Origin of the sequence: Pseudoalteromonas sp. TB64 (assembly GCF_000498095.1) — a bacterium.
In the GTDB taxonomy this organism is placed as follows: domain Bacteria; phylum Pseudomonadota; class Gammaproteobacteria; order Enterobacterales; family Alteromonadaceae; genus Pseudoalteromonas.
In genome coordinates this window covers 1-19,283 of record NZ_AUTQ01000193.1, presented here as the reverse complement: position 1 = coordinate 19,283, position 19,283 = coordinate 1, and the positions used below count along the sequence as shown (strand labels likewise).

General features: G+C 38.9%; 16 protein-coding genes and 1 pseudogene. 9 read left to right on the top strand and 8 right to left on the bottom strand.

Annotated features, from left to right (window positions below):
* Positions 1–11: 11 nt before the first annotated feature.
* Positions 12–1,130 carry an ISAs1 family transposase gene (locus L647_RS0116080; RefSeq protein WP_024611966.1) on the bottom strand — a complete coding sequence of 373 codons (1,119 nt, stop codon included), beginning with the start codon at positions 1,128–1,130 and terminating at the stop codon, positions 12–14.
* A gap of 164 nt (positions 1,131–1,294) precedes the next feature.
* Here L647_RS0116080 and L647_RS0116075 point away from each other — a divergent pair, with 164 nt between their 5' ends.
* Positions 1,295–3,127, top strand: coding sequence for a diguanylate cyclase (locus L647_RS0116075; protein WP_024611965.1), 1,833 nt, complete (start codon positions 1,295–1,297; stop codon positions 3,125–3,127).
* Between the two features lie 198 nt (positions 3,128–3,325).
* Here L647_RS0116075 and L647_RS0116070 read toward each other — a convergent pair whose 3' ends face one another.
* Entirely contained in the window at positions 3,326–3,598 is a 273-nt protein-coding gene (locus L647_RS0116070; RefSeq protein WP_024611964.1) for a hypothetical protein, read from the bottom strand.
* 228 nt (positions 3,599–3,826) lie between these two features.
* Between L647_RS0116070 and L647_RS0116065 the strand changes: the two genes are divergently transcribed.
* From L647_RS0116065 to L647_RS0116040, 6 genes are all read left to right on the top strand, one after another.
* The gene (locus L647_RS0116065) at positions 3,827–5,188 is read left to right on the top strand and encodes a TolC family protein (protein WP_024611963.1); all 1,362 of its coding nucleotides are present in this window, start codon (positions 3,827–3,829) and stop codon (positions 5,186–5,188) included.
* Positions 5,185–6,330: an efflux RND transporter periplasmic adaptor subunit gene (locus L647_RS0116060; protein WP_024611962.1), complete on the top strand. Its 1,146-nt coding sequence runs from the start codon at positions 5,185–5,187 to the stop codon at positions 6,328–6,330. Before L647_RS0116065 ends, L647_RS0116060 begins: the two co-directional genes overlap by 4 nt.
* Positions 6,330–9,518: an efflux RND transporter permease subunit gene (locus tag L647_RS0116055; RefSeq protein WP_024611961.1), complete on the top strand. Its 3,189-nt coding sequence runs from the start codon at positions 6,330–6,332 to the stop codon at positions 9,516–9,518. Before L647_RS0116060 ends, L647_RS0116055 begins: the two co-directional genes overlap by 1 nt.
* Positions 9,518–10,201 carry a response regulator transcription factor gene (locus L647_RS0116050; protein ID WP_024611960.1) on the top strand — a complete coding sequence of 228 codons (684 nt, stop codon included), beginning with the start codon at positions 9,518–9,520 and terminating at the stop codon, positions 10,199–10,201. Before L647_RS0116055 ends, L647_RS0116050 begins: the two co-directional genes overlap by 1 nt.
* Positions 10,198–11,490, top strand: a complete 1,293-nt coding sequence (locus L647_RS0116045; protein ID WP_024611959.1) for a HAMP domain-containing sensor histidine kinase — start codon at positions 10,198–10,200, stop codon at positions 11,488–11,490. The genes L647_RS0116050 and L647_RS0116045 overlap by 4 nt, the downstream gene beginning before the upstream one ends.
* A 155-nt stretch (positions 11,491–11,645) precedes the next feature.
* Positions 11,646–11,990: a PDZ domain-containing protein gene (locus tag L647_RS0116040; protein ID WP_024611958.1), complete on the top strand. Its 345-nt coding sequence runs from the start codon at positions 11,646–11,648 to the stop codon at positions 11,988–11,990.
* 270 nt (positions 11,991–12,260) lie between these two features.
* Here the strand turns inward: L647_RS0116040 and L647_RS0116030 are convergent, their stop codons facing one another.
* Both L647_RS0116030 and L647_RS0116025 read right to left on the bottom strand, forming a co-directional pair.
* A complete protein-coding gene (locus tag L647_RS0116030) occupies positions 12,261–13,118 on the bottom strand; it encodes an MBL fold metallo-hydrolase (protein WP_024611957.1) in 858 nt (285 codons plus the stop codon).
* A gap of 200 nt (positions 13,119–13,318) precedes the next feature.
* Positions 13,319–15,181 (bottom strand): propionyl-CoA synthetase, encoded by a 1,863-nt coding sequence (locus L647_RS0116025; RefSeq protein ID WP_024611956.1) that lies wholly within the window; start codon positions 15,179–15,181, stop codon positions 13,319–13,321.
* 186 nt (positions 15,182–15,367) lie between these two features.
* Here L647_RS0116025 and L647_RS0116020 point away from each other — a divergent pair, with 186 nt between their 5' ends.
* Entirely contained in the window at positions 15,368–15,769 is a 402-nt protein-coding gene (locus L647_RS0116020) for an NUDIX hydrolase (RefSeq protein ID WP_024611955.1), read from the top strand.
* 285 nt (positions 15,770–16,054) lie between these two features.
* Here L647_RS0116020 and L647_RS0116015 read toward each other — a convergent pair whose 3' ends face one another.
* The 3 genes from L647_RS0116015 to L647_RS0116005 form a co-directional block, all read right to left on the bottom strand.
* A complete protein-coding gene (locus L647_RS0116015; RefSeq protein ID WP_024611954.1) occupies positions 16,055–17,152 on the bottom strand; it encodes a polysaccharide lyase family 7 protein in 1,098 nt (365 codons plus the stop codon).
* 314 nt (positions 17,153–17,466) lie between these two features.
* Positions 17,467–17,850: a hypothetical protein gene (locus tag L647_RS0116010; RefSeq protein WP_024611953.1), complete on the bottom strand. Its 384-nt coding sequence runs from the start codon at positions 17,848–17,850 to the stop codon at positions 17,467–17,469.
* Positions 17,847–18,152 (bottom strand): hypothetical protein, encoded by a 306-nt coding sequence (locus L647_RS0116005; protein ID WP_033024453.1) that lies wholly within the window; start codon positions 18,150–18,152, stop codon positions 17,847–17,849. The genes L647_RS0116010 and L647_RS0116005 overlap by 4 nt, the downstream gene beginning before the upstream one ends.
* Positions 18,153–18,428: 276 nt before the next feature.
* Between L647_RS0116005 and L647_RS0116000 the strand changes: the two genes are divergently transcribed.
* Positions 18,429–18,848 (top strand): VOC family protein, encoded by a 420-nt coding sequence (locus tag L647_RS0116000; RefSeq protein ID WP_024611951.1) that lies wholly within the window; start codon positions 18,429–18,431, stop codon positions 18,846–18,848.
* 48 nt (positions 18,849–18,896) lie between these two features.
* Here L647_RS0116000 and L647_RS1000000126270 read toward each other — a convergent pair.
* Positions 18,897–19,283 (bottom strand): annotated as a pseudogene (locus L647_RS1000000126270) (IS4 family transposase); the annotation flags it as partial.

Sequence of the window (19,283 nt, the reverse complement as noted above, 5' to 3'; positions counted from 1 at the left end):
ATGAAAAAACACTATAAATTCAATACCTTTTCAAGATAAGCTGTACTGCGCATCGCTTTCTTCTGCTTTGCTGGCATACCTTTACTAAAACTGGTTTCAGCCTTTAATTGATTAAATGCGATATGCCTCAGCCCTGCAAATACTGGCGCTGCACCTTCGCGCCTAATTCGGCACTCATCTTCTTTAAATCCTACGTCTAAACGCCAATGTAATCCGTTCTCTATTTGCCAATGTTGCCGCGCTGACCTTGCCAATTCTTCCGCCGTTAAATATGCTGAACTGATATAGTACCTATAACATAACTCATTGCTTACTTTACCTTTTTCCTTTCTGTAGGAAACAATAACACCCACCGTCTTTGCACCTTCCCAGTGTATCGTTTCTGATAAATCACTTACATCATGACGCACTGCACAACACCTAAACTCCTCTCTGTTTTTTTGATAATCTGCTTCATTAAACAAAATCCCTTCAGACGCTTGTCGTGTTATCTCCGGTAATAAAGCCCCCTCTATTTGCGACAGGAGTCCTTTATGATTTGCCTTCACTGCAAGAAGGTAATTAGCTTCTTTGCTCACTATTTTTTCTGCAATTGATTTTTGACACCCCATGGCGTCAATTGTGACTAAGCACCCTTTTATCTCAAGTAACTCAAGAAGTGTTGGTAACGCTGTTATTTCATTCGACTTTTTATCAACAGGACATTGCGCTAAAACGACACCATTTTCGCATGAAAACGCACTGACCATATAAAGTGCATCGCGCCTATCTGACTGATTAAATGAGCCTTTTAAGCATTTACCATCAATAGCTACGACATCGCCCTGGGTTAACTTAGTGCATGCTTTCATCCAAGAAGAAAAAGAATCTTGAAATTGCGTCATATCGATACGGCTTAGTACGCGGGCAATTGTGTCATGACGAGGAATACCTTGCTCTAGGGGAACATATTTCCTGAGCCAATCTAATCTATCATGACCAAAATCTTCAATATCTTCCCAGCCTTGGCATCCAGACACAACAGCGCTGACGGCTAAGAATATGATATCAAATAGTTTATGAACCACTTTACCTTGTTGGCGAGGATCATCGATTGATTCGAAATATTTAAATAGCTGAATATCAAGCATGAGAATGCTCCTTGTAAAAAGGAGTATAAGATCATACTTTGAAGTCAAGGTAAAGTTCGTGATCTTGCCCTGGGTAGCTATATAGAGCACTACTTTTAAAGGCACTCTTAATCTCGTGCCACTTTCTACTAATTTGAGCGAAATAAAAGGAATTATAAACTTAAATGATCAAACTTTTCATAAGTACGCTTTGTGTATTCATTTGTTTTAATGTGTTTGGTAATACAGTAAAAAAAGACATAAAAAATATACTTAGTGGACGTTTAAACCACTTTGAAACACATGCCATATTTGTCAATTTAGAAAAGGGGCTTCCTTATCCTTCAACACTCGATAATGCACGTGTTAAAGCCGTTGAATGCTGGTTACAGGTTCCAAGAACTGAAAGCGATTTTAAGCAATTTAATACTTTTATAATTAATGCTAAAAAAGTTGTTTCTAAGAGTGTTTCATTAAGACTCAATTTAGACTTACAAACGTGTGAGGCTTTAAATTTATATGTGGGTGATGAACTAGGTAAAGCGACTACTATTTTAAACTCTGTAATTGATGAGATTCAAATTAATGGTGATATGCAATTTGAGCATGCAAATGCATTGCAGGTATTAGGGCAAATTTATCGTTCAAAAGGTCGTTTTCAAGATGCTTTTTTAGTATTTCAACAAGCCTATCAACTGTTTGATAAGGGCGATAATAATTATAATAAAGCGCTTTTACTTAGACAAATAGGACTTATTCATAGTGACTTATATAACTTTAAATTAGCCATCGAACAACTGCAAAGAGCTATTTTTGAGTTAACAGCTTATAACGAGCAAGAATGGTACAAAGCTACTGACGATCTTGCTTATGTATATGAACAAATGCAAGAAAGAGAAAAAGCAATATTACTCTATGCAGAAATATCTGAGCGAGTACATAAATATGAAGATGATGAGGGAGTTGCTTATCCTTTAGTTAAAATTGCCGAAATAAACATTCAGCTCGGCAACCTTGATCGCGCTAAATTGTTTTTAGATAAAGCAAGCAACCTTAATATAGAAAGCGATTGGGCAAAATTTATTTATTCGATAACTTGGGCTGAGTGGTTTGTAGCAAAAGGTATGAATACAAATGCGCAAGCATATTACGATCAATTTTCAAGCGAAAAACCGCAAAGTTGGTCGGTTGATTCTTATAAGCGATTTTTAGAATTTAAGCGTGTTTTAGCTGTAAATCTAAATAATTCAAAACAAGAAGTTGATGCCTTAAATGCGTTATTAAAACTGGAAAAAGCTAATTCAAAAAAAATAGCAAATCGTACTTTATTGTCTCAACAATTAGAATTTGATTGGGAGCAACGAGGCAGAGAAATTGCTAGGCTCGAACAGTTAACCAATATTAACAATAAATTATTAGAAGCCTCTAACAGCAAAGCGTTTTGGCAAATTGCTTCATTAATTTTTGCTATTACACTCGCTATTATTTTAGCCTTAATTGCATATAAACAATCAGTTCATAAACAGCGATTTAAAACGCTTGCTTTAAAAGATGAATTAACAGGTATAGCTAATCGCAGGGCAATATTTACATTTAAAAAACGCGCTATTAATAAAAGTGTATCTTCAGGCAAAGCATGCTCTTTAATTGCAATTGATATAGATTACTTTAAGCAAGTAAACGACACCTACGGGCATGATATAGGTGATGAACTCATTATTTCTGTTGTAAAAAGCATATCAAAAAATATTAGAGAAACAGACTGTGTGGGTAGAGTAGGTGGTGAAGAGTTTTTAGTGGTTTTGGCTGATACTCAGTTAGATTCTGCTTTAGAAGTAGCGCACCGAATACGCGAGAATATTGATTCGTGTGTTCATACACCGCATAAAATTAAATCAACGGCAAGTATGGGTGTTATCGAGGTTATACAAGGAGAAAGCCCAGTGGATGCATTTAAACGAGCCGATATACATTTGTATACAGCAAAAAATACAGGCCGAAACAGGGTTGTTTCATAATAAAGTAACTTATTTTATACTTAGGGCGTGTTGAACTTTAGTGGTTGAATTTGCAGCAGTGTGTTTGGTATTTAAGCAAGGCAGAGTCTATGTTGTGTGGTTGTTCCCCATAAATAGGCGATAACGTAGCATAAAGGCAAGACATGCGCTGCCTCTTGGGTTCTTTCTAGGGACGATTGACTCTTTGTTGCTCGGTTTTTACTTATTCTTACATGGATGTAAGTCATTAGAATAAGACTCAAGCACTGTTTGTCTTATCCCTTCTATCTGGTTAATACACTCTATTGAACTTGACAGTAAAGCGTTTGTAAATTGTTCTTCAGAGTTACTAATAGGACTGCTGAACGATGTTTTTAATGAGTCGTTCTCATTGCTTAAAGAGGTGTTTTTAGCGCGTAAGTACACAATTTCTTTTTGTAGTTCGTCATTTTTATTTTTTACTGATGAATACGTCTTACTTAAAACAAACATTTGTATATCCTGAATTTTAATTAAATATTTATCTACTCCCTGATTATAGATGGTAATTCTATATGAGCATGTATTTATGCTATTTAGGTACTAGGGGGGGTAAACGTCATTACCAAAGCTTAACGACTCTTTAAATAACTTATTCAAAACTAAGTTAATGCCATTTAACCTCTCCTTAACCCTCGACCGAATAAGCTATGTGCAATGGTATGAATTAGGCATAGTTAAATGGTTTATTTTAAAAAGCACTCAACCGGTTTTTTACTTGCACTTAGTTGCACACTTGCTGCATGCAGTAGTCAGCCAAGCTATCAAGGTAATAGTACTGAGCAGCCGCTAAAGCAACATGCAAACTGGCAGTACACGCAAAGTAACGCACAGCAAGTAAATTATATTACCGATTTGGTGAATGTAGATGGTCTTGACTCACTGATTGAGCAAGCGATTGCTAATAATCCATCATTTAATCAAGTGCATGTCGCATTAAAACTAGCCTATGCACAGCGTGATGTAACGGCTGCAAATCAGTGGTTTAGTATAGATGCAGGGTTTGACGCCCAGCGCAGTGAAAGCGATGGTACACAATATAGCTCATCAGTGGGGGTAAGTTGGGAGGCTGATATATGGCAAAAAATTGCTGATAATGTGGCCGCGCAAGATATGACCATCGCCAGTAATAAAGCGACTTATCAAGGTGCAAAAGACGCGTTAGTTGCAAGTGTTATTCGTACCTATTTAAATATTGTTTTACAACAAAATTTGCTGGATATAGAGCAGCAACGTTTAGTTGTTTTGCAAAATAACGAAGACAGTATTGTTGAGCGCTATCAATATGGATTAGGTGATTTAGAGGCGCTTGATACCGCACGAGCTAGCACGTCATCAACGCGTGCAACCATTGCTAACTATCAAGAACAAATAGCAAAAGCAAAACGTGCTTTAATGCTAATTGTTGGCACAAATAAACTTGAGGGTCTGCCAGATACCTTAACACTGCCGAACGTTATTGAGCCACTAAGCACCTTACCAGCGCAAGACCTAGCACGGCGACCTGACTTGCAAAGTGCTTATTACGATATTCAGGCAAAGCATTACTTGGTTGATGTATCGTATAAAGAATTACTGCCTAGCATTTCGCTTTCAGCGTCATTAAGTGATTTAGCAAGCACCCCAAGCCAAGCATTATTAGCCAGCCCAGTGTGGAGTTTATTGGGGAGCTTAACTGCGCCTTTATTTGAAGGCGGTGCATTACGGGCGCAAGTTGATATAACAAAACTTAATGCTGAACAAGCATTTTGGCAGTACCAAGACACTCTATTAAATTCGGTAAACGAGGTAGAAAATGCCCTCGGACAGGAGCAGTCATTAACCGAGCAACGACTACAAATAAGCAATGCGCTTGCCAGCGCTAAAAGCAGTTTTAGTAACTATCAAAGTAAATATCAACAAGGCTTGGTTGATATTTTAGATTTGCTAACAGTGCAACAAAAAGTATACGACCTGCAAGCTCAACTTAGTCAAATAAACTACACCCTTTTAACTAACCGCATAGATTTAGGCCTTGCTTTGGGCCTTGGAGTATCGTCATGAGAATTTCGCCAACACCTGCTGTTGTAACCCTTGTTGCAATTATTAGTATAGGGCTTGCTGTTGCGTATAACGCTAAAAAAATGGATGAACAAGCTAATAGCTCAAAATCTGCCACAGTTAGAACTATCGCACCAAATGTATCGGTAATTAATGCTGTTGCGGGTACTTACCAAGCTTATGTGAACGGACATGGTCAAGCAAAGGCGCATTGGACACTGACCTTAAAAGCACAAGTTAAAGGCGAAGTGACTAATATGAGTGAGCAATTTGCAACCGGGAACTTTGTATCTAAAGGGCAGGTGTTTGCACAAATAGATAATACTGAATACTTACAAGCCCTCGCAAATGCCAAAGCCACACTCGCTGATGCGAAACTCGCGTTACAAGAAGAGCAAGATTTAGGGGAGCAAGCAAAACGTGAATGGGAACGCTCAGGTGTTACGCAGGCGCCAAGCTCACCACTGGTATTTAGAACCTTGCAGCTAGAAGCCGCGCAAGCCACGCTTGATGACGCCCAATATGCACTTAAAACTACACAGCGTGATGTAAATAATACCCAGTTAAGTGCTCCGTTTGATGGTGTTATTTTATCGCGAGATATCGATTTAGGTACTTATGTTGGTATTGGCGATACGCTTGCCACATTAAACAGCACTGACAAAGTAGAAATAAACGTGCCGCTTTCATTGAATCAGTGGCAAAATCTGGCAAATAATAAGTCAAATGAGGTTATTTTAAGTGATGTAGCTACTAATACCAAATGGACTGGTTACATTGATCGTTTTGAACAACACCTAGACGAAAGCTCTCGCCAGCGCAGCGTTATAGTTGCTCTTGATAAACCGTTTGAGCAAGCGACGCCATTATTACCAGGTACATTTTTAGAAGTTGAAATTGCTGGTAAACAATTAAGTAACGTAATTGAACTGCCTGCTTCAGCGGTATCGCAAGATGGCTTAATTTGGTACGTGAATGATAAAAACAACTTAGTAAGCACACAAGCCAATAAAGTATTTGAGCGTGGAGATTACGTATATATTTCACCAATAGAGGGTGTTAGTAATTTAAAAGTAGTTGTGCGTCCACTTGTTAGTTATTTAAACGACATGAGGGTAAATCCAATTGTTGAAGGGGTACAATAATGAGCCCTCATCAACCACCTCAAGTACCTAGCAGTAATAATCCGTTGCACGGTATTATTAACTGGTTTGCAAATAACTCTGTTGCCGCTAATTTATTGTTAATAAGCGTGATTGTAATGGGGATTATGTCGCTTTCTACGTTGCGTAAAGAAGCTTTTCCGAGTTTGGAGCCTGATACTGTTTCGGTATCAGTTGTTTATGACAGTGGTGATGCATTACAAGCTGAAGAGGGGATTGCGCTCAAAATAGAAGAAGCTCTTGAAACAGTACAAGGTATAAAGCGCATTACCTCTACCTCTGATGCTAGCGGCAGTCATATCAGCATTGAAAAAGAAACAGATTATTCACTAGATGAGCTACTCTTTGATGTAAAAAATCAAGTTGATGCAATTAACAACTTCCCTGTTGATGCTGAGCAACCTGTTATTGATAAAGCGCGCAGGCAAGATCATGCATTAACACTACAGCTTTTTGGGGATGCAGATCGCCATACATTACAAAACCTAGGTGAAAAACTTAAAGCCGATTTATTAGCGCAATCAGGTATTACTGATGTAACTCAGTCGGGTGTTCTCGATCCGATGATGTCAGTAGAAATCGATGAAGGTAAATTACAAGCCTATGGATTAACCATTAGTGACATAAGTGAGGTGATTAATAACGAGTCATCAAGCCCACTATCAACTAGTTTACGCGATAGCAGTAAAATTATACGTCTGAAAGCGGCTGACCAAGCTTACTGGCAGCGCGACTTTGCCAATATCGTTTTACTCACTACCGCATCTGGCGCACAAATCAAATTAGGTGATGTTGCTATTGTTAGCGACAGCTTTTCTGAAGATAACAACTCACTAAGTCGTTATAACCAACAAAATGCAGTCGGCGTTGAAATTCTAATGGGTGATACCAGCGACATAATCACCATTGTTGAGCAGGCTAATAATGTAATAAAAACGTGGCACGAAAGTGGTCTATTACCTCAAAATGTAGAGCTAGAAAGCTGGAATGACAAAAGCACCATGATCACCGAACGTTTATCGCTACTGACTAAAAACGCGGTGACCGGTATTATTATGGTGTTTGTAATACTAGCCATATTTTTAAATGTACGTGTGGCTTTATGGGTTGCTGGTGGCTTGCCATTTGTATTTTTTGGCACGCTGTATTTTATGACCGATGGCTACACCGCACTGACCATAAACGAAATGACTACCTTCGGCTTTATTATGGCGCTGGGCATAGTGGTAGACGATGCCGTTGTTGTCGGCGAGAGTATTTACACTACACGTAAAAAACATGGCGATACAATAAACAACACGGTTTTGGGTACAATGAAAGTAGCTGTACCGACAATATTTGGGGTATTGACCACTGTTGCTGCATTTATGGCATTGTCGAATGTATCTGGTAATCTAGGTAAAATTTACTCTCAATTTGCCACTGTAGTGACCATCTGTTTACTGCTTTCGCTCGTTGAATCAAAGCTTATATTACCCTCGCATTTAGCCCATGTAAGTACCAAGCGCCAAATTAAAAAAGGGTTAAGTGGGGTATGGTCTAAAATACAACATGGCGCCGATAGCGGTCTAAATTGGTTTAGCAAAAACATTTATTGTAAGGTTATTGAACTCTCATTGCGCTTTAGATATGCAGTCGTTGCTGGGTTTATTGCTTTTTTTATACTCGTCATAGGTATGCCAATGACAGGTGCAGTAAAAGTAGGTTTTTTCCCAAGCATTCTGGGCGATACCGTATCCGCCAACTTGGTTATGCAAACTGATGCTGCTTATGGTCAAACAAACAAAAACTTACTAATGCTTGAGCAAAGTGCAATACAAGCTGAGCAAAACTTAATGACTAAGTTTAATTCAGATAAAAGCGAAATAACCAGTTTACAAGTAATTAGTAGCAACGATACAAGTGGTACGGTAAGCGTTGAGCTATTAGATGATGGCGCTTTCACTGCAAGTGAATTTGCTCAAGAATGGCAGCGTTTAGCCGCAAGTCCTGAGGGCAGTAAAAAGCTACAAATATTAGCTACGCGTAAAATGGTTGATAATTTTAAAGTTGAGCTTAAAGCATGGGACGACGAAACCGTAATGGCAGCGGGCGCACTATTTAAAGAGCACTTACAAAATACGGCAGGGGTTAACGGAATAGACGACAATTTAAATCCCGGTCAACCGCAGTTAAAATTTACACTAAGCGCGCAAGGTCGCGCCCTAGGTATGGATACCGCGAGCTTATCAAAGCAAATACTGCAAGCCTTTGGCGGCGCAATTGTACAGCGTTATCAACGTAATAAAGACGAAATAAAAGTACGTGTACGTTATCCAGAGAACGCCCGTCAAACACCTGCCGATATTATGCAATCGCGTATCCGATTGCCTGATGGCACCGTTGTACCGCTTGTAAACGTAGCGACAATTAACAGTGAATACCAACACGATGAAATAACGCGTATTGATGGACTTCGTGCAATTTATTTAAGTGCGCAAGTAGATAAAGATGTGATTGCTCCAAACGAATTAGTGGCTGATTTACAACGCGACTTAATACCAGAATTAACTCAGCAATTTCCTACTTTGAATATTCATTTTGCGGGTGAAGCTGAAGAGCAAGACGAAACAACAGGGTCAATGTACGCCATGTTTGTCGCTGCTTTATTAGTTATATATGTACTGTTGGCTATTCCGCTTAAATCGTATGTTCAACCTATGTTGATCATGGTAGCAATTCCGTTTGGTGTAGTTGGTGCAATACTTGGGCATTGGTGGAACGACTTAACCATTAGCATATTGTCATTAAACGGTATATTGGCGCTCAGTGGTGTGGTGGTAAACGACAGCCTATTACTTGTTTCGCGTTTTAACGAACTAACAAAAGAAGAGGATATGAATACGCATGATGCCATAGTTGAGTCGTGTACGAGTCGTCTGCGTGCTGTTTTACTAACCTCAATTACAACTTACGCAGGCTTGGTGCCGCTTCTTAGTGAAACCTCAATTCAGGCACAATTTTTAATCCCTGCGGCTGCATCACTTGGTTACGGTATTTTGTTTGCCACGGTTATTACTTTAATTCTTATACCTGCGTTGTTGATGATTCAAACCGACGCTAAACGCGGTATAGCTACTATGCTAAAATCGCTAGGTGCTAAAAATAAAACGCAGGAAACAGCCTCTTAATGATAAACGTACTACTGGTTGAAGACGACATAGACTTGGCAACTACCATTGTTGATTATCTCGAAATAGAGTCAATAGAGTGTGACCATGCAAGCAATGGCGTAATGGGTTTAAATTTAATAGAACGTAATCAATATCAAATGATTATATTAGATGTAAGCATGCCAAAAATGGATGGTTTAACCATGTGCAAAACATTACGTGAGCGAGGCATTGATACACCAGTATTAATGCTGACAGCGCGTGATAGCCTCGACAATAAGCTTGAGGGATTTGCAGCCGGTAGTGACGATTATCTCGTAAAACCATTTGCTATGAAAGAGTTAGTAGCGCGCGTTAAAGTATTAGCAAAACGCAAAAGTGGTGAAGTAAAACGCCTTACATTTGCTAATTTAACACTTGATTTAACCGCGCATACGGCAACAGTCGAAGCAGGTAACTTAAAGCTATCTCCTATTACTTTTAAGTTATTAGAATTACTTATTAGAGAGCAACAAAAGCCAGTTACCCGACACGCAATTATGCAAGCCATTTGGGGAGAAGAGCAGCCCGACAGTAACAGCCTAAAAGTACATATTTACCATTTACGAAAACAGTTAGAGCAAGCTAATTGCCAAGCGGTACTTGAGACAATTCCCAGTGTAGGGTTTGTATTAAAACTAAAAAATGAGACACATGCATGAAAATAAGACCTAGTTTAAGGTTGTACTTTTTTGTCAGCATGGTGCTTTTAAGTTCGTTAATGGCTATTGGTTTTTCGTTTTTAAGTGTTAGCTATTTTACCGATGGTTTAGACAAAGGCTTGAATGGCGTAATGCATGCACTTTCGCAATCGGCTGAAGTTAAAAACGGGCAACCGAAAGAAATGATTGGCTTTAAAATAGCGAGTCGTTGGGAGGATGTGCCAAATGAGATTAAGAAACGTTTTATAAAGCCTACAGAGCGAGGTATATTGCAAAAAAGCCAAGAAAAAACAGCGTTTTTTTCTATGCCAAAAGACTTATATTTTGTTGTGTATTTTGAAAGCTCTACTGGTGAAGCTCGTTATGTATCACGTATTATGCTTGAGGAAAACCGCCTTCCAAAAAAAGGAACACCCGAAAAACCAATACAAAGGTTATTATGGATAGCGTTAACAGGGATGACGGCAATAGCGCTGTTTACCTTCTTTTTGTTTATGGTAATGAAAAAAATAGCAAAGCCTGTAGAGTCCCTGCGGGGTTGGGCTAAATCGTTAAATCAAACAAATTTACAACAGGTGCCACCTGACTTTACTTACAATGAGCTAAATACGTTGGCAACCTTAGTGCGCAGCAGTTTACTTTCGGCTCATGATAGCCTTGAGCGAGAGCAGCGCTTTTTAAGTTATGCAAGCCACGAGTTGCGTACGCCAATTTCGGTTATTCGCAGCAACGTTGAGTTACTTAACAGACTAAGCGAAAAAGCGCCTTTAAGCGATAAACAACAACTTACACTGCAGCGAATAGAGCGCGCCGGTTTAACCATGAGCGATTTAACCGAGACGTTATTGTGGCTTAGCAGAAATGACGACCAGCAAAGTGCACCAGAGCCCCTAAATCTAGCCGTTAAAATAACAACCTTGGGTAACGAGCTCGATTACTTACTCAATTCAAAACAAGTTGATGTACTTATAAATACCGATAACCAAAATACGACTATTAATACCGAAGCCACCGCATGCCACATAGTACTTACAAATTTAATACGCAATGCGTATCAGCATACGCAACAAGGGCAAGTGCGTATTACTCAACAAGGTAGCCGCGTAATTATAGTAAATAGCAGCGCACAAACTGATACGTCACACGTTACTAATAACGCAAATAAGACTACCAATATTGGCTACGGTTTAGGATTAGAGTTAAGCGAAAAAATAATAAAACGACACGGTTGGGTATACGAAGTAAACGACATGCCAGGGCGTTATGAAGTGATGGTCGATTTTAGTTAATAGACTTTTTAATACTTAGATTTTTTACATTCAAAAATATTTAATTTAACGCTGAGAATATAAAAAACTTAGTGATAGTAATGTGTTAAGTAATTTGTTAAAACTATAAATAGTAAAGAATACTAACGATAGACTTACATGGAGTGTTAATTCATATGTTCAAATTCATAATTATTTTAATCTCAATTATTTCTTTCAATGCGTTGGCTGCAGAGGAGGTTAAACTTGGAATTTCAGGGAACGTTAGCGCTGATGGTTTTTTTAGCCCGACGGTAACGTCATTTGTTATTGAAAAAGTAAAGCCTAATTCACCCGCTGAAAAAGCAGGGATTGTTGCAGGACAGAAAATCATTTCTATAGAAGGCTGTAAGATTCCGGGATGCCCTGCCAGTGAAGCAAAAGAATTAATGCGCAAGGAGTCTGGAGAGATTTTACAATTACTTTTAGAGAATGAAGATGGTAGCAAGGTACCTTTAAAAATCCCTATGAATGCTTGGTAAACCTAAGACGTTTTTAAAATACCTAAATATACCCAGCCTATAAAGCATGTTTATTCCCAAAGCGTGGGTTTGTGTAAATGAACTAGGCGCAGTAAATGTTGGCAATGTTAGCGAGCTTTTGGAGTACTACTTACTCGGTTTATATGTAGGTTACTGCTTAAAGTAATTGGGATAGATTAAAAAGGTTTGATCAGTAATAACCTTATTTAATTAATGAATACATTGGTATTGCGTTAAATACGGCAATACCAATGATTATTAGACTAAAGCTTATAAATCGCTGCGCCAACCCATGCCAGACTCTTCCATTAAACGCTCGTAAACACCTTCTATGTTAAGCGGTAACCATGCATCAAACTGTTTAAAGTCACTAAATTGGTCTAACTTTACATTTTGTTTAATTTCGTCAAGTGTATTACCGGCTAAAACGCCTGCGGTTACTTGGCTATATAAAAGTTCTAAATAACTTAAGTAACGCGCTACATCAGCCTTGTTGCCAATATCGGCATGTCCGCCTACAAAAGTATCAAAGTCATATTTGAGTACCGCTTGGGTTGAGTTAATCATGCCTTGAATATCGTAGCTCCACAGTTTTTGCCACGGCATTCTGCCAATAACAATCCAATCAACCACAAACAACGTTTTTTGCTTTTCGAATAATACACTAACCGAACCACGACCATCGTTTGGACCATGATAGTTAAGCTTTACTGTTGAATCACCAAGGGTAAGCAGTAGCTCGTTATCAAAGGTAAGGTTGGGTGTTACGGTTTTCATTTGTGTGTTTTTAATATCTTGCGCAGCGAGTTTATGCGCTACAAAAGTGGTGTGCGGGCTTTTGAATACCTCGGCGCCGTAAATATGATCGCTGTGATTATGACTGTAAATTACATATTTTACCGGCACGTTATAGCGAGTTTTAATTTGCTCTTTTAACCAGGTGGCGGCTTTTTTATTAAGTGGGTCGGTAACAATTGCGCCCTCAGGAGTGATTAAAAATACTGAGCGGTGTCTGTCGTCTATAAAGCGGTGTAAGCCATCGCCTAAGTCTTCTATTTCATAGGCTTGTGTGGCAAAGCCTATAAATAATAGGACTGTAGTTAATAGTTTTTGTAGCAAGCAGGGCATACACCATTCCTTTTAAATTGATTAAATTAATAACGCTATTAAAAGAAGAAAGCACAAAGCCGTAAAAAATTTCAGTGATTGGTTTAATTAAAGCTTAAAGCTTAAAGCTTAAAACTAAGCCTAAACTTAAGTAAAAGGATCAAATATAAGGATGAAATAAAAAGCCATTATAAAAATGGCTTTAGATAGGCTGGTTGGGTTTATCTCTGTGTTAGTTGTTGGTTTATTTCTTCAAAGATACTCGCGTCGTCTATGGTTGAAGGTATTTGTAGTTCTTCGCCATCAATTAGTTGGCGTAAATTTTTACGTAATATTTTACCTGAGCGTGTTTTGGGTAATCTATCTACACTGACTATATTTTTAAGGCACGCAATAGCGCCAATCTGATTACGAACACTTAGAACAAGCGCTTGTTCTACGTCGGTACTTGAGCCCATAAAATCATTTTTAAGCACGATCATTCCCATAGGGAGTTGCCCTTTTAGAGGATCGTTTACACCAAAAACAGCGCATTCAGCAACAGCAGGGTGCGCAGCTACTATTTCTTCCATTTCGCCGGTAGAAAGCCTATGTCCCGCTACATTTATAACATCGTCGGTTCTGCCCATAATAAATAGGTAGCCGTCTTCATCAATATAACCGCCATCACCAGATAAATAATAACCTTCGTATTCATTTAGGTAGCTTGCTTTAAAGCGAGCGGTATCTTGCCAAATGGTTGGAAGGCAACCTGGCGGAAGGGGCAGTTTAATTACTACGGCGCCTTGCTCGTTAGCTGCGCATTCATTGCCATCCATATCCAATATTCGCACATCAAAACCCGGAGTAGGGACGGTGGAACTGCCAGGTTTTGTTGCTAGGTACTCAAGCCCTACAGGGTTACAAGCAATAGCCCAGCCGGTTTCTGTTTGCCACCAATGATCGAGCACTGGCAGTTTAGTTTTTTCTTTAAGCCACTCGTAAGTGGGAGGGTCTAATCGCTCGCCTGCTAAAAACAAACGTTTTAAGCTAGAGGTATTATATTGGTTAAAACCATCAGCATTTGGATCTTCTTTTTTAATCGCTCTAAATGCAGTGGGGGCACTAAATAATGCATTTACTTTATACTCTTCAACCACACGCCAAAATGCACTAGCATCGGGCGTTTTAACGGGTTTACCTTCATATAATACGGTCGCGCAGCGATACATTAGCGGCGCGTAAACTATATAAGAATGCCCAACTACCCAGCCAATGTCAGACGCTGCCCAAAATACGTCGCCGGGCTTCATACCATAAACGGTTTCCATGCTGTATTGCATTGCTACTGCATGACCGCCATTTTCACGCACTACGCCTTTGGGTGTGCCTGTCGTGCCAGAGGTATATAAAATATAAAGCGGATCATCTCCATTTACAGGCACCGGATCTGCGCCTGCAGCCGTTTGCATTGCCTGAGCCCAATCTATGNCGGTGACTTGTGGGCGCTGAAAAATAACGCAGTGTTCTACTTTGTGCACAGCTAAGTCTATTGCATTATCTATAAGTGGTTTGTATTCAATTACGCTGTTTACTTCAACACCACATGAGGCGCTAAGTATAAGTTTAGGTTTGGCATCATCAATACGTACAGCCAGCTCGTGCGCAGCAAACCCACCAAATACTACAGAATGAATCGCCCCTAAGCGAGCGCACGCCAACATACCAATAACCGCTTGTGGGATCATTGGCATATAAATAACAACGCGGTCGCCTTTTTTCACACCTAACGATTGTATTACGCCTGCAAATTTAGCCACTTCTTGTTGTAGTTGTGAGTAGCTATAAGTTTGCTTGGTATTGGTGACAGGGGAGTCGTAAATTAGTGCCGTTTGCTCGCCAAATCCGGCAATAACGTGTTGGTCTAGCGCTAAAAAACTAGTATTTAATTGCCCGTCGCTAAACCAATGGTAAAGCCCGTCGTCGTCTTGTGTGTATGCTTGCTTTGGTGTTTTATACCATGGAATATTTTTACTTTGTTCAAGCCAAAACTGTGTGGGGTTTTGCTTAAATGTATTATATTGCTGTTGATACTCGCCTGACATGTAAGGCTCCTAAAACTAAATTTGTATGTGAGAGACCTTACAAAATGTAGGCTCTTTTTAACAGGCAGGCTATTCGACCTTGGTCGGTTAAAAGTTAATCAGTACACTGGTTTTAAAAATACAAAATTGACAATACAAAGCGTGTGGTTCAGCATGGCGGGCAGTAAAAATAAGAGAAAACACGATATGAGTAACGTAGTTAGAGTGGGTGTGGCGGTTATCATAAAGCATCAAAACACAATTTTACTAGGTGAGCGTATTGGTGCGCACGGTGCTAATACATGGGCAACACCTGGTGGGCATTTAGAGTTTGGTGAAAGTGTTGAGCAATGTGCAATACGAGAAGTGTTTGAAGAAACAGGTTTAAAGGTAAGTAAAATTTCTAAGCTTGATTTTACCAATGATATTTTTACAGCAGAGAACAAACACTATATTACGCTGTATGTAAAAGCTGATTTTGAAGGCGGAGAGCCTGAGCTTAAAGAGCCTAATAAATGTTTACAGTGGCGCTGGTGCGATATTAATAATCTACCAACGCCACTGTTTATATCACTAAAAAATTACTTATCTGAGGCTGTATTAGCCTAGGGTCTGTTGATCTTTGCGGATTAAAATTTGTTCAAACTAGGGGCTGTTTAATCGCGGCGCGAGATTTGTAACCTAGTGGGCTAAGTAAAAACCGAGCAACAAAGAGTAAATAGCCCCTAGGAAGAACCCTTTGGGCAGCGCCTGTTTGGCATTAATGCTACGTTATCGCCTATTTATGGGGAATAACCACACTGCATAGGCTCTGCCTTGCCTAAATACCAAACAGACTGCTGCAAATTTAACCTTGAAAGATCAACAGACCCTAATGTGTTAACCTCTAAGGCGTTATTTTGTTGGCGGTGTCGCAGGGCTCAACTCTAGTTTACTAAAGCTTACTTGAGCGTAATCGCCATTTTGTTTATCTGTAGTCCAATCGCCAGTACCTAAACAACCTGGGTACCAAATACCTTTCGCGCTTTTAGTACTACATTGGTTATAAGCACCGGCTTTAAAGTAATGCCAATCTGCTGCATAGCCATGTGGATGATCTTTTTCGTCTACTTTGCCATAAGCATCTACGTTATTACCTAAGTTAATAGAGTAGTTAACGTCTTCTTTGCCTTGTGCGCTAAATGTAAGGTGCATAACATTTTTATACACATTTACCGTGTAGCTAAATTCTTCACCTAGTGCAATACCGGCGTTGCCTGGCTCGTTAGGATTTTCCCATGTATTACCCCAAACAGGGTAAGTAATGTCTTTACGGTCAGGATTTGTTTTAGCTAAGTTACGTTCGTAGTTCCAAAAAACTGAGCCTGTTTTATGTCCTGGCCATTTTTTGTAATATATTTTAAGTGGCTCATTACCCCAACCAAATCCAAGTTTAGTATCAATAAGTGCCTGATCTTTACCTGCGTGAATTTGCCCTACAACAACCGAGTAAGCCGCTTTTTTATCAGGGTCGGTAGCGCGTAGTGCAACGTGATCTACCTTTAACGTTGCTTCCATTTTTCCACCAACAGAACCAAATCTGTCAGATAGCGGGTGAACAGCTAAAGCAAAATTGTTTTTAGAATGTTTAGTTTTAATTTTAGTATTTGATCCACGGATCATCTGTCTAAGTTCACTACGGGTATTAGTAGAGTTAGCACTTGTAAGCGCTTTATTAGGGGAGGTAAATACCATGTAGCCTTTTTCATCAAGGTAGAAAAAATCAGGGTGTGCGTAAGTCTGAATTTCTTCTACATCTATTTCATCAATTTTACCGTCGTTGTTTAAATCTACTGGTACATTTATTTTCCAGTGTGATAAATCAAATTTACTTGCAGGTACTGGTGCATCGCTTTGCTGGTTATTGCTTTGCGTGCTTGTACAAGCGGTAAAAAGTAAAGGGGTGATAACGGCTAAAGCCGTAAGTTTAAATGTGGATGTATTTTTTATCATTATTGTCTCTGTGTGATGAAGTAAAAATTGCGCGGTACTGATATCGCTTAACTTTAATCTAACATACCAATTTAAAAATTAAAACTTACCAATTTGTGATTTTTTAGAATGCATTACTATTTACATACTTGGCTTTTGGTTAACCAATTATTTTGGTTGTTTTTATTACATATTTTTGTGGGTATTGAGCTAGGGGGCAGGAGTTTTTGTAATATAGCTTGGTATTCAACACTTACTTTTGTGTTTTTAATACTCTAATAGGTTACTAAGTAGTGCGTTTGTTTAGAGTAAAATAAAGAGTTGTAAGCTGTAACTTAATTGATTGGCTTTTTACTTCTAGGTGCGCCAAGGGTGATACAAATATGGCAAATACATACCGATAAAAATGCACTTATTCCAAGTGCGCCACCATAGCCATCAAGCCGTGGGACTAAATACTCAAAAAGTATTGAAAAAATAATAGCGGAGTTAGTCACTGTATATATGCCAAAACGGTGTGGGGCGCTCATACCTATAAAGGTACCGCCAAAAAATATAATGCTGTAAAGATCTGGATTTAAATTTAGCGCGCTAAAAATTAAGTAAGCAATTATAGACAGCGAAGCAGAAGCTCTTATGGCGTCAAAGCGATTATGCTTTGCTAAAAAAAAGGTTAAGAATGCGCCAAGCAGTGTTAAAAGAGGATACTCAAGGCTCATAGTACAATTCCTTTAGCTAAAACAAATATAGCAACGCTTGCAAAGGCAACGCTGCCAAGTTTTCCACCAAAACCAGTAAACATATTCATAGTAAGCACATACAAACTAGCGCCTATAAGCGAAATAATCGCAATTTCCCAATAACTGGTTATTAAATTAGTAGAGCACATACCAGCAAAACTACCTGCATAAATAGCAGCATAAGGATGATTTTTAACACTTTTAGGAAACGGTATAAATGATCCGATAAGTCCTGTTAATGCTGCCGAAATAACTAACGGCACATTAAATGTTGTATGCATCACAAAGCAGGATATAAAACCCATAAAAAAAGTGATGTATTTTAAAGATAAGAATTTAATCATAGTGCGCGCATTTTAAAGTAACCCTTTTAGGTTTAAAAGCATTGCCTGCAAATATAATGGCATAAGTAATGATTAATTTTGATAAGGCTAGTTTTTAAACATTATTTAGGTATTAAATATGCTTATTTATAATGCTGTTAATGTTCTATAAATTACAATTTATGTATAATGAGCGTAATTTAGTATATTAAATGAGTTAACCAAGGGTAATTTATGTCGAACTGTTTGCATCTGGCTATTCCGGCCGGCGATTTAAAAGTGACTAAAGCGTTTTATTGTGACGTGCTTGGTTGTAAAACGGGTAACAGTGAAGAAGGTCGTTGGGTTGATATTGACTTTTGGGGTAACGAATTAACATTGCATCAAAGTGTTGAGCGCCTACCTACAGTACGCCACGACGTAGATATGGGTGCTGTATCTGTGCCACATTTTGGTATTCATTTATCAGAAACCGACTTTAACGATTTAAAAGTACGAATTGAAAGCGCGGGAATAGAATATCTTGATAAGCCTTACCGTCGTTTTATTGGTAATGAGTTTGAACAAGAAACATTTTTTATTGAAGATCCAAATGGCAATGTGCTTGAAATGAAAACAATGGTTAACCCAGACGTTTTATTTAAAAAAGTATAGTTTGCACCCGTGCTATTTAAAGCCACTTTTATAGTTAACACCATTCAGTTAAGCATGCTTTGACTTAATGGTGTACCGAGTCTTTGAAATTCGAACGGTCCTACTTTTGGGCCGTTTTCTTTTTTCTGGAAGAATATAACGTTTCACTCGTTCTCGCATTGCCCTTAATTTCTTTGGAATTGAACCTGGCGAAGCGATGGCACACCAGAGTATTTCATCCTGTATATCCCGCAAAGCCATGACAAAACTAATTCTCAGCGGGGAGACTTTAGCCTCTTTGGCTATTCGACTTATCTCTACTCGAATTAAATTGTAGGCTAGCAATATACCCCATAGCTCTTGATTGACTCCATCCACAGTCTGACTACGCAAAAGAATACTATCCTCAAGCATCTGGTGTTTTATTTCTCCATAGCTATTTTCAATTTCCCAGCG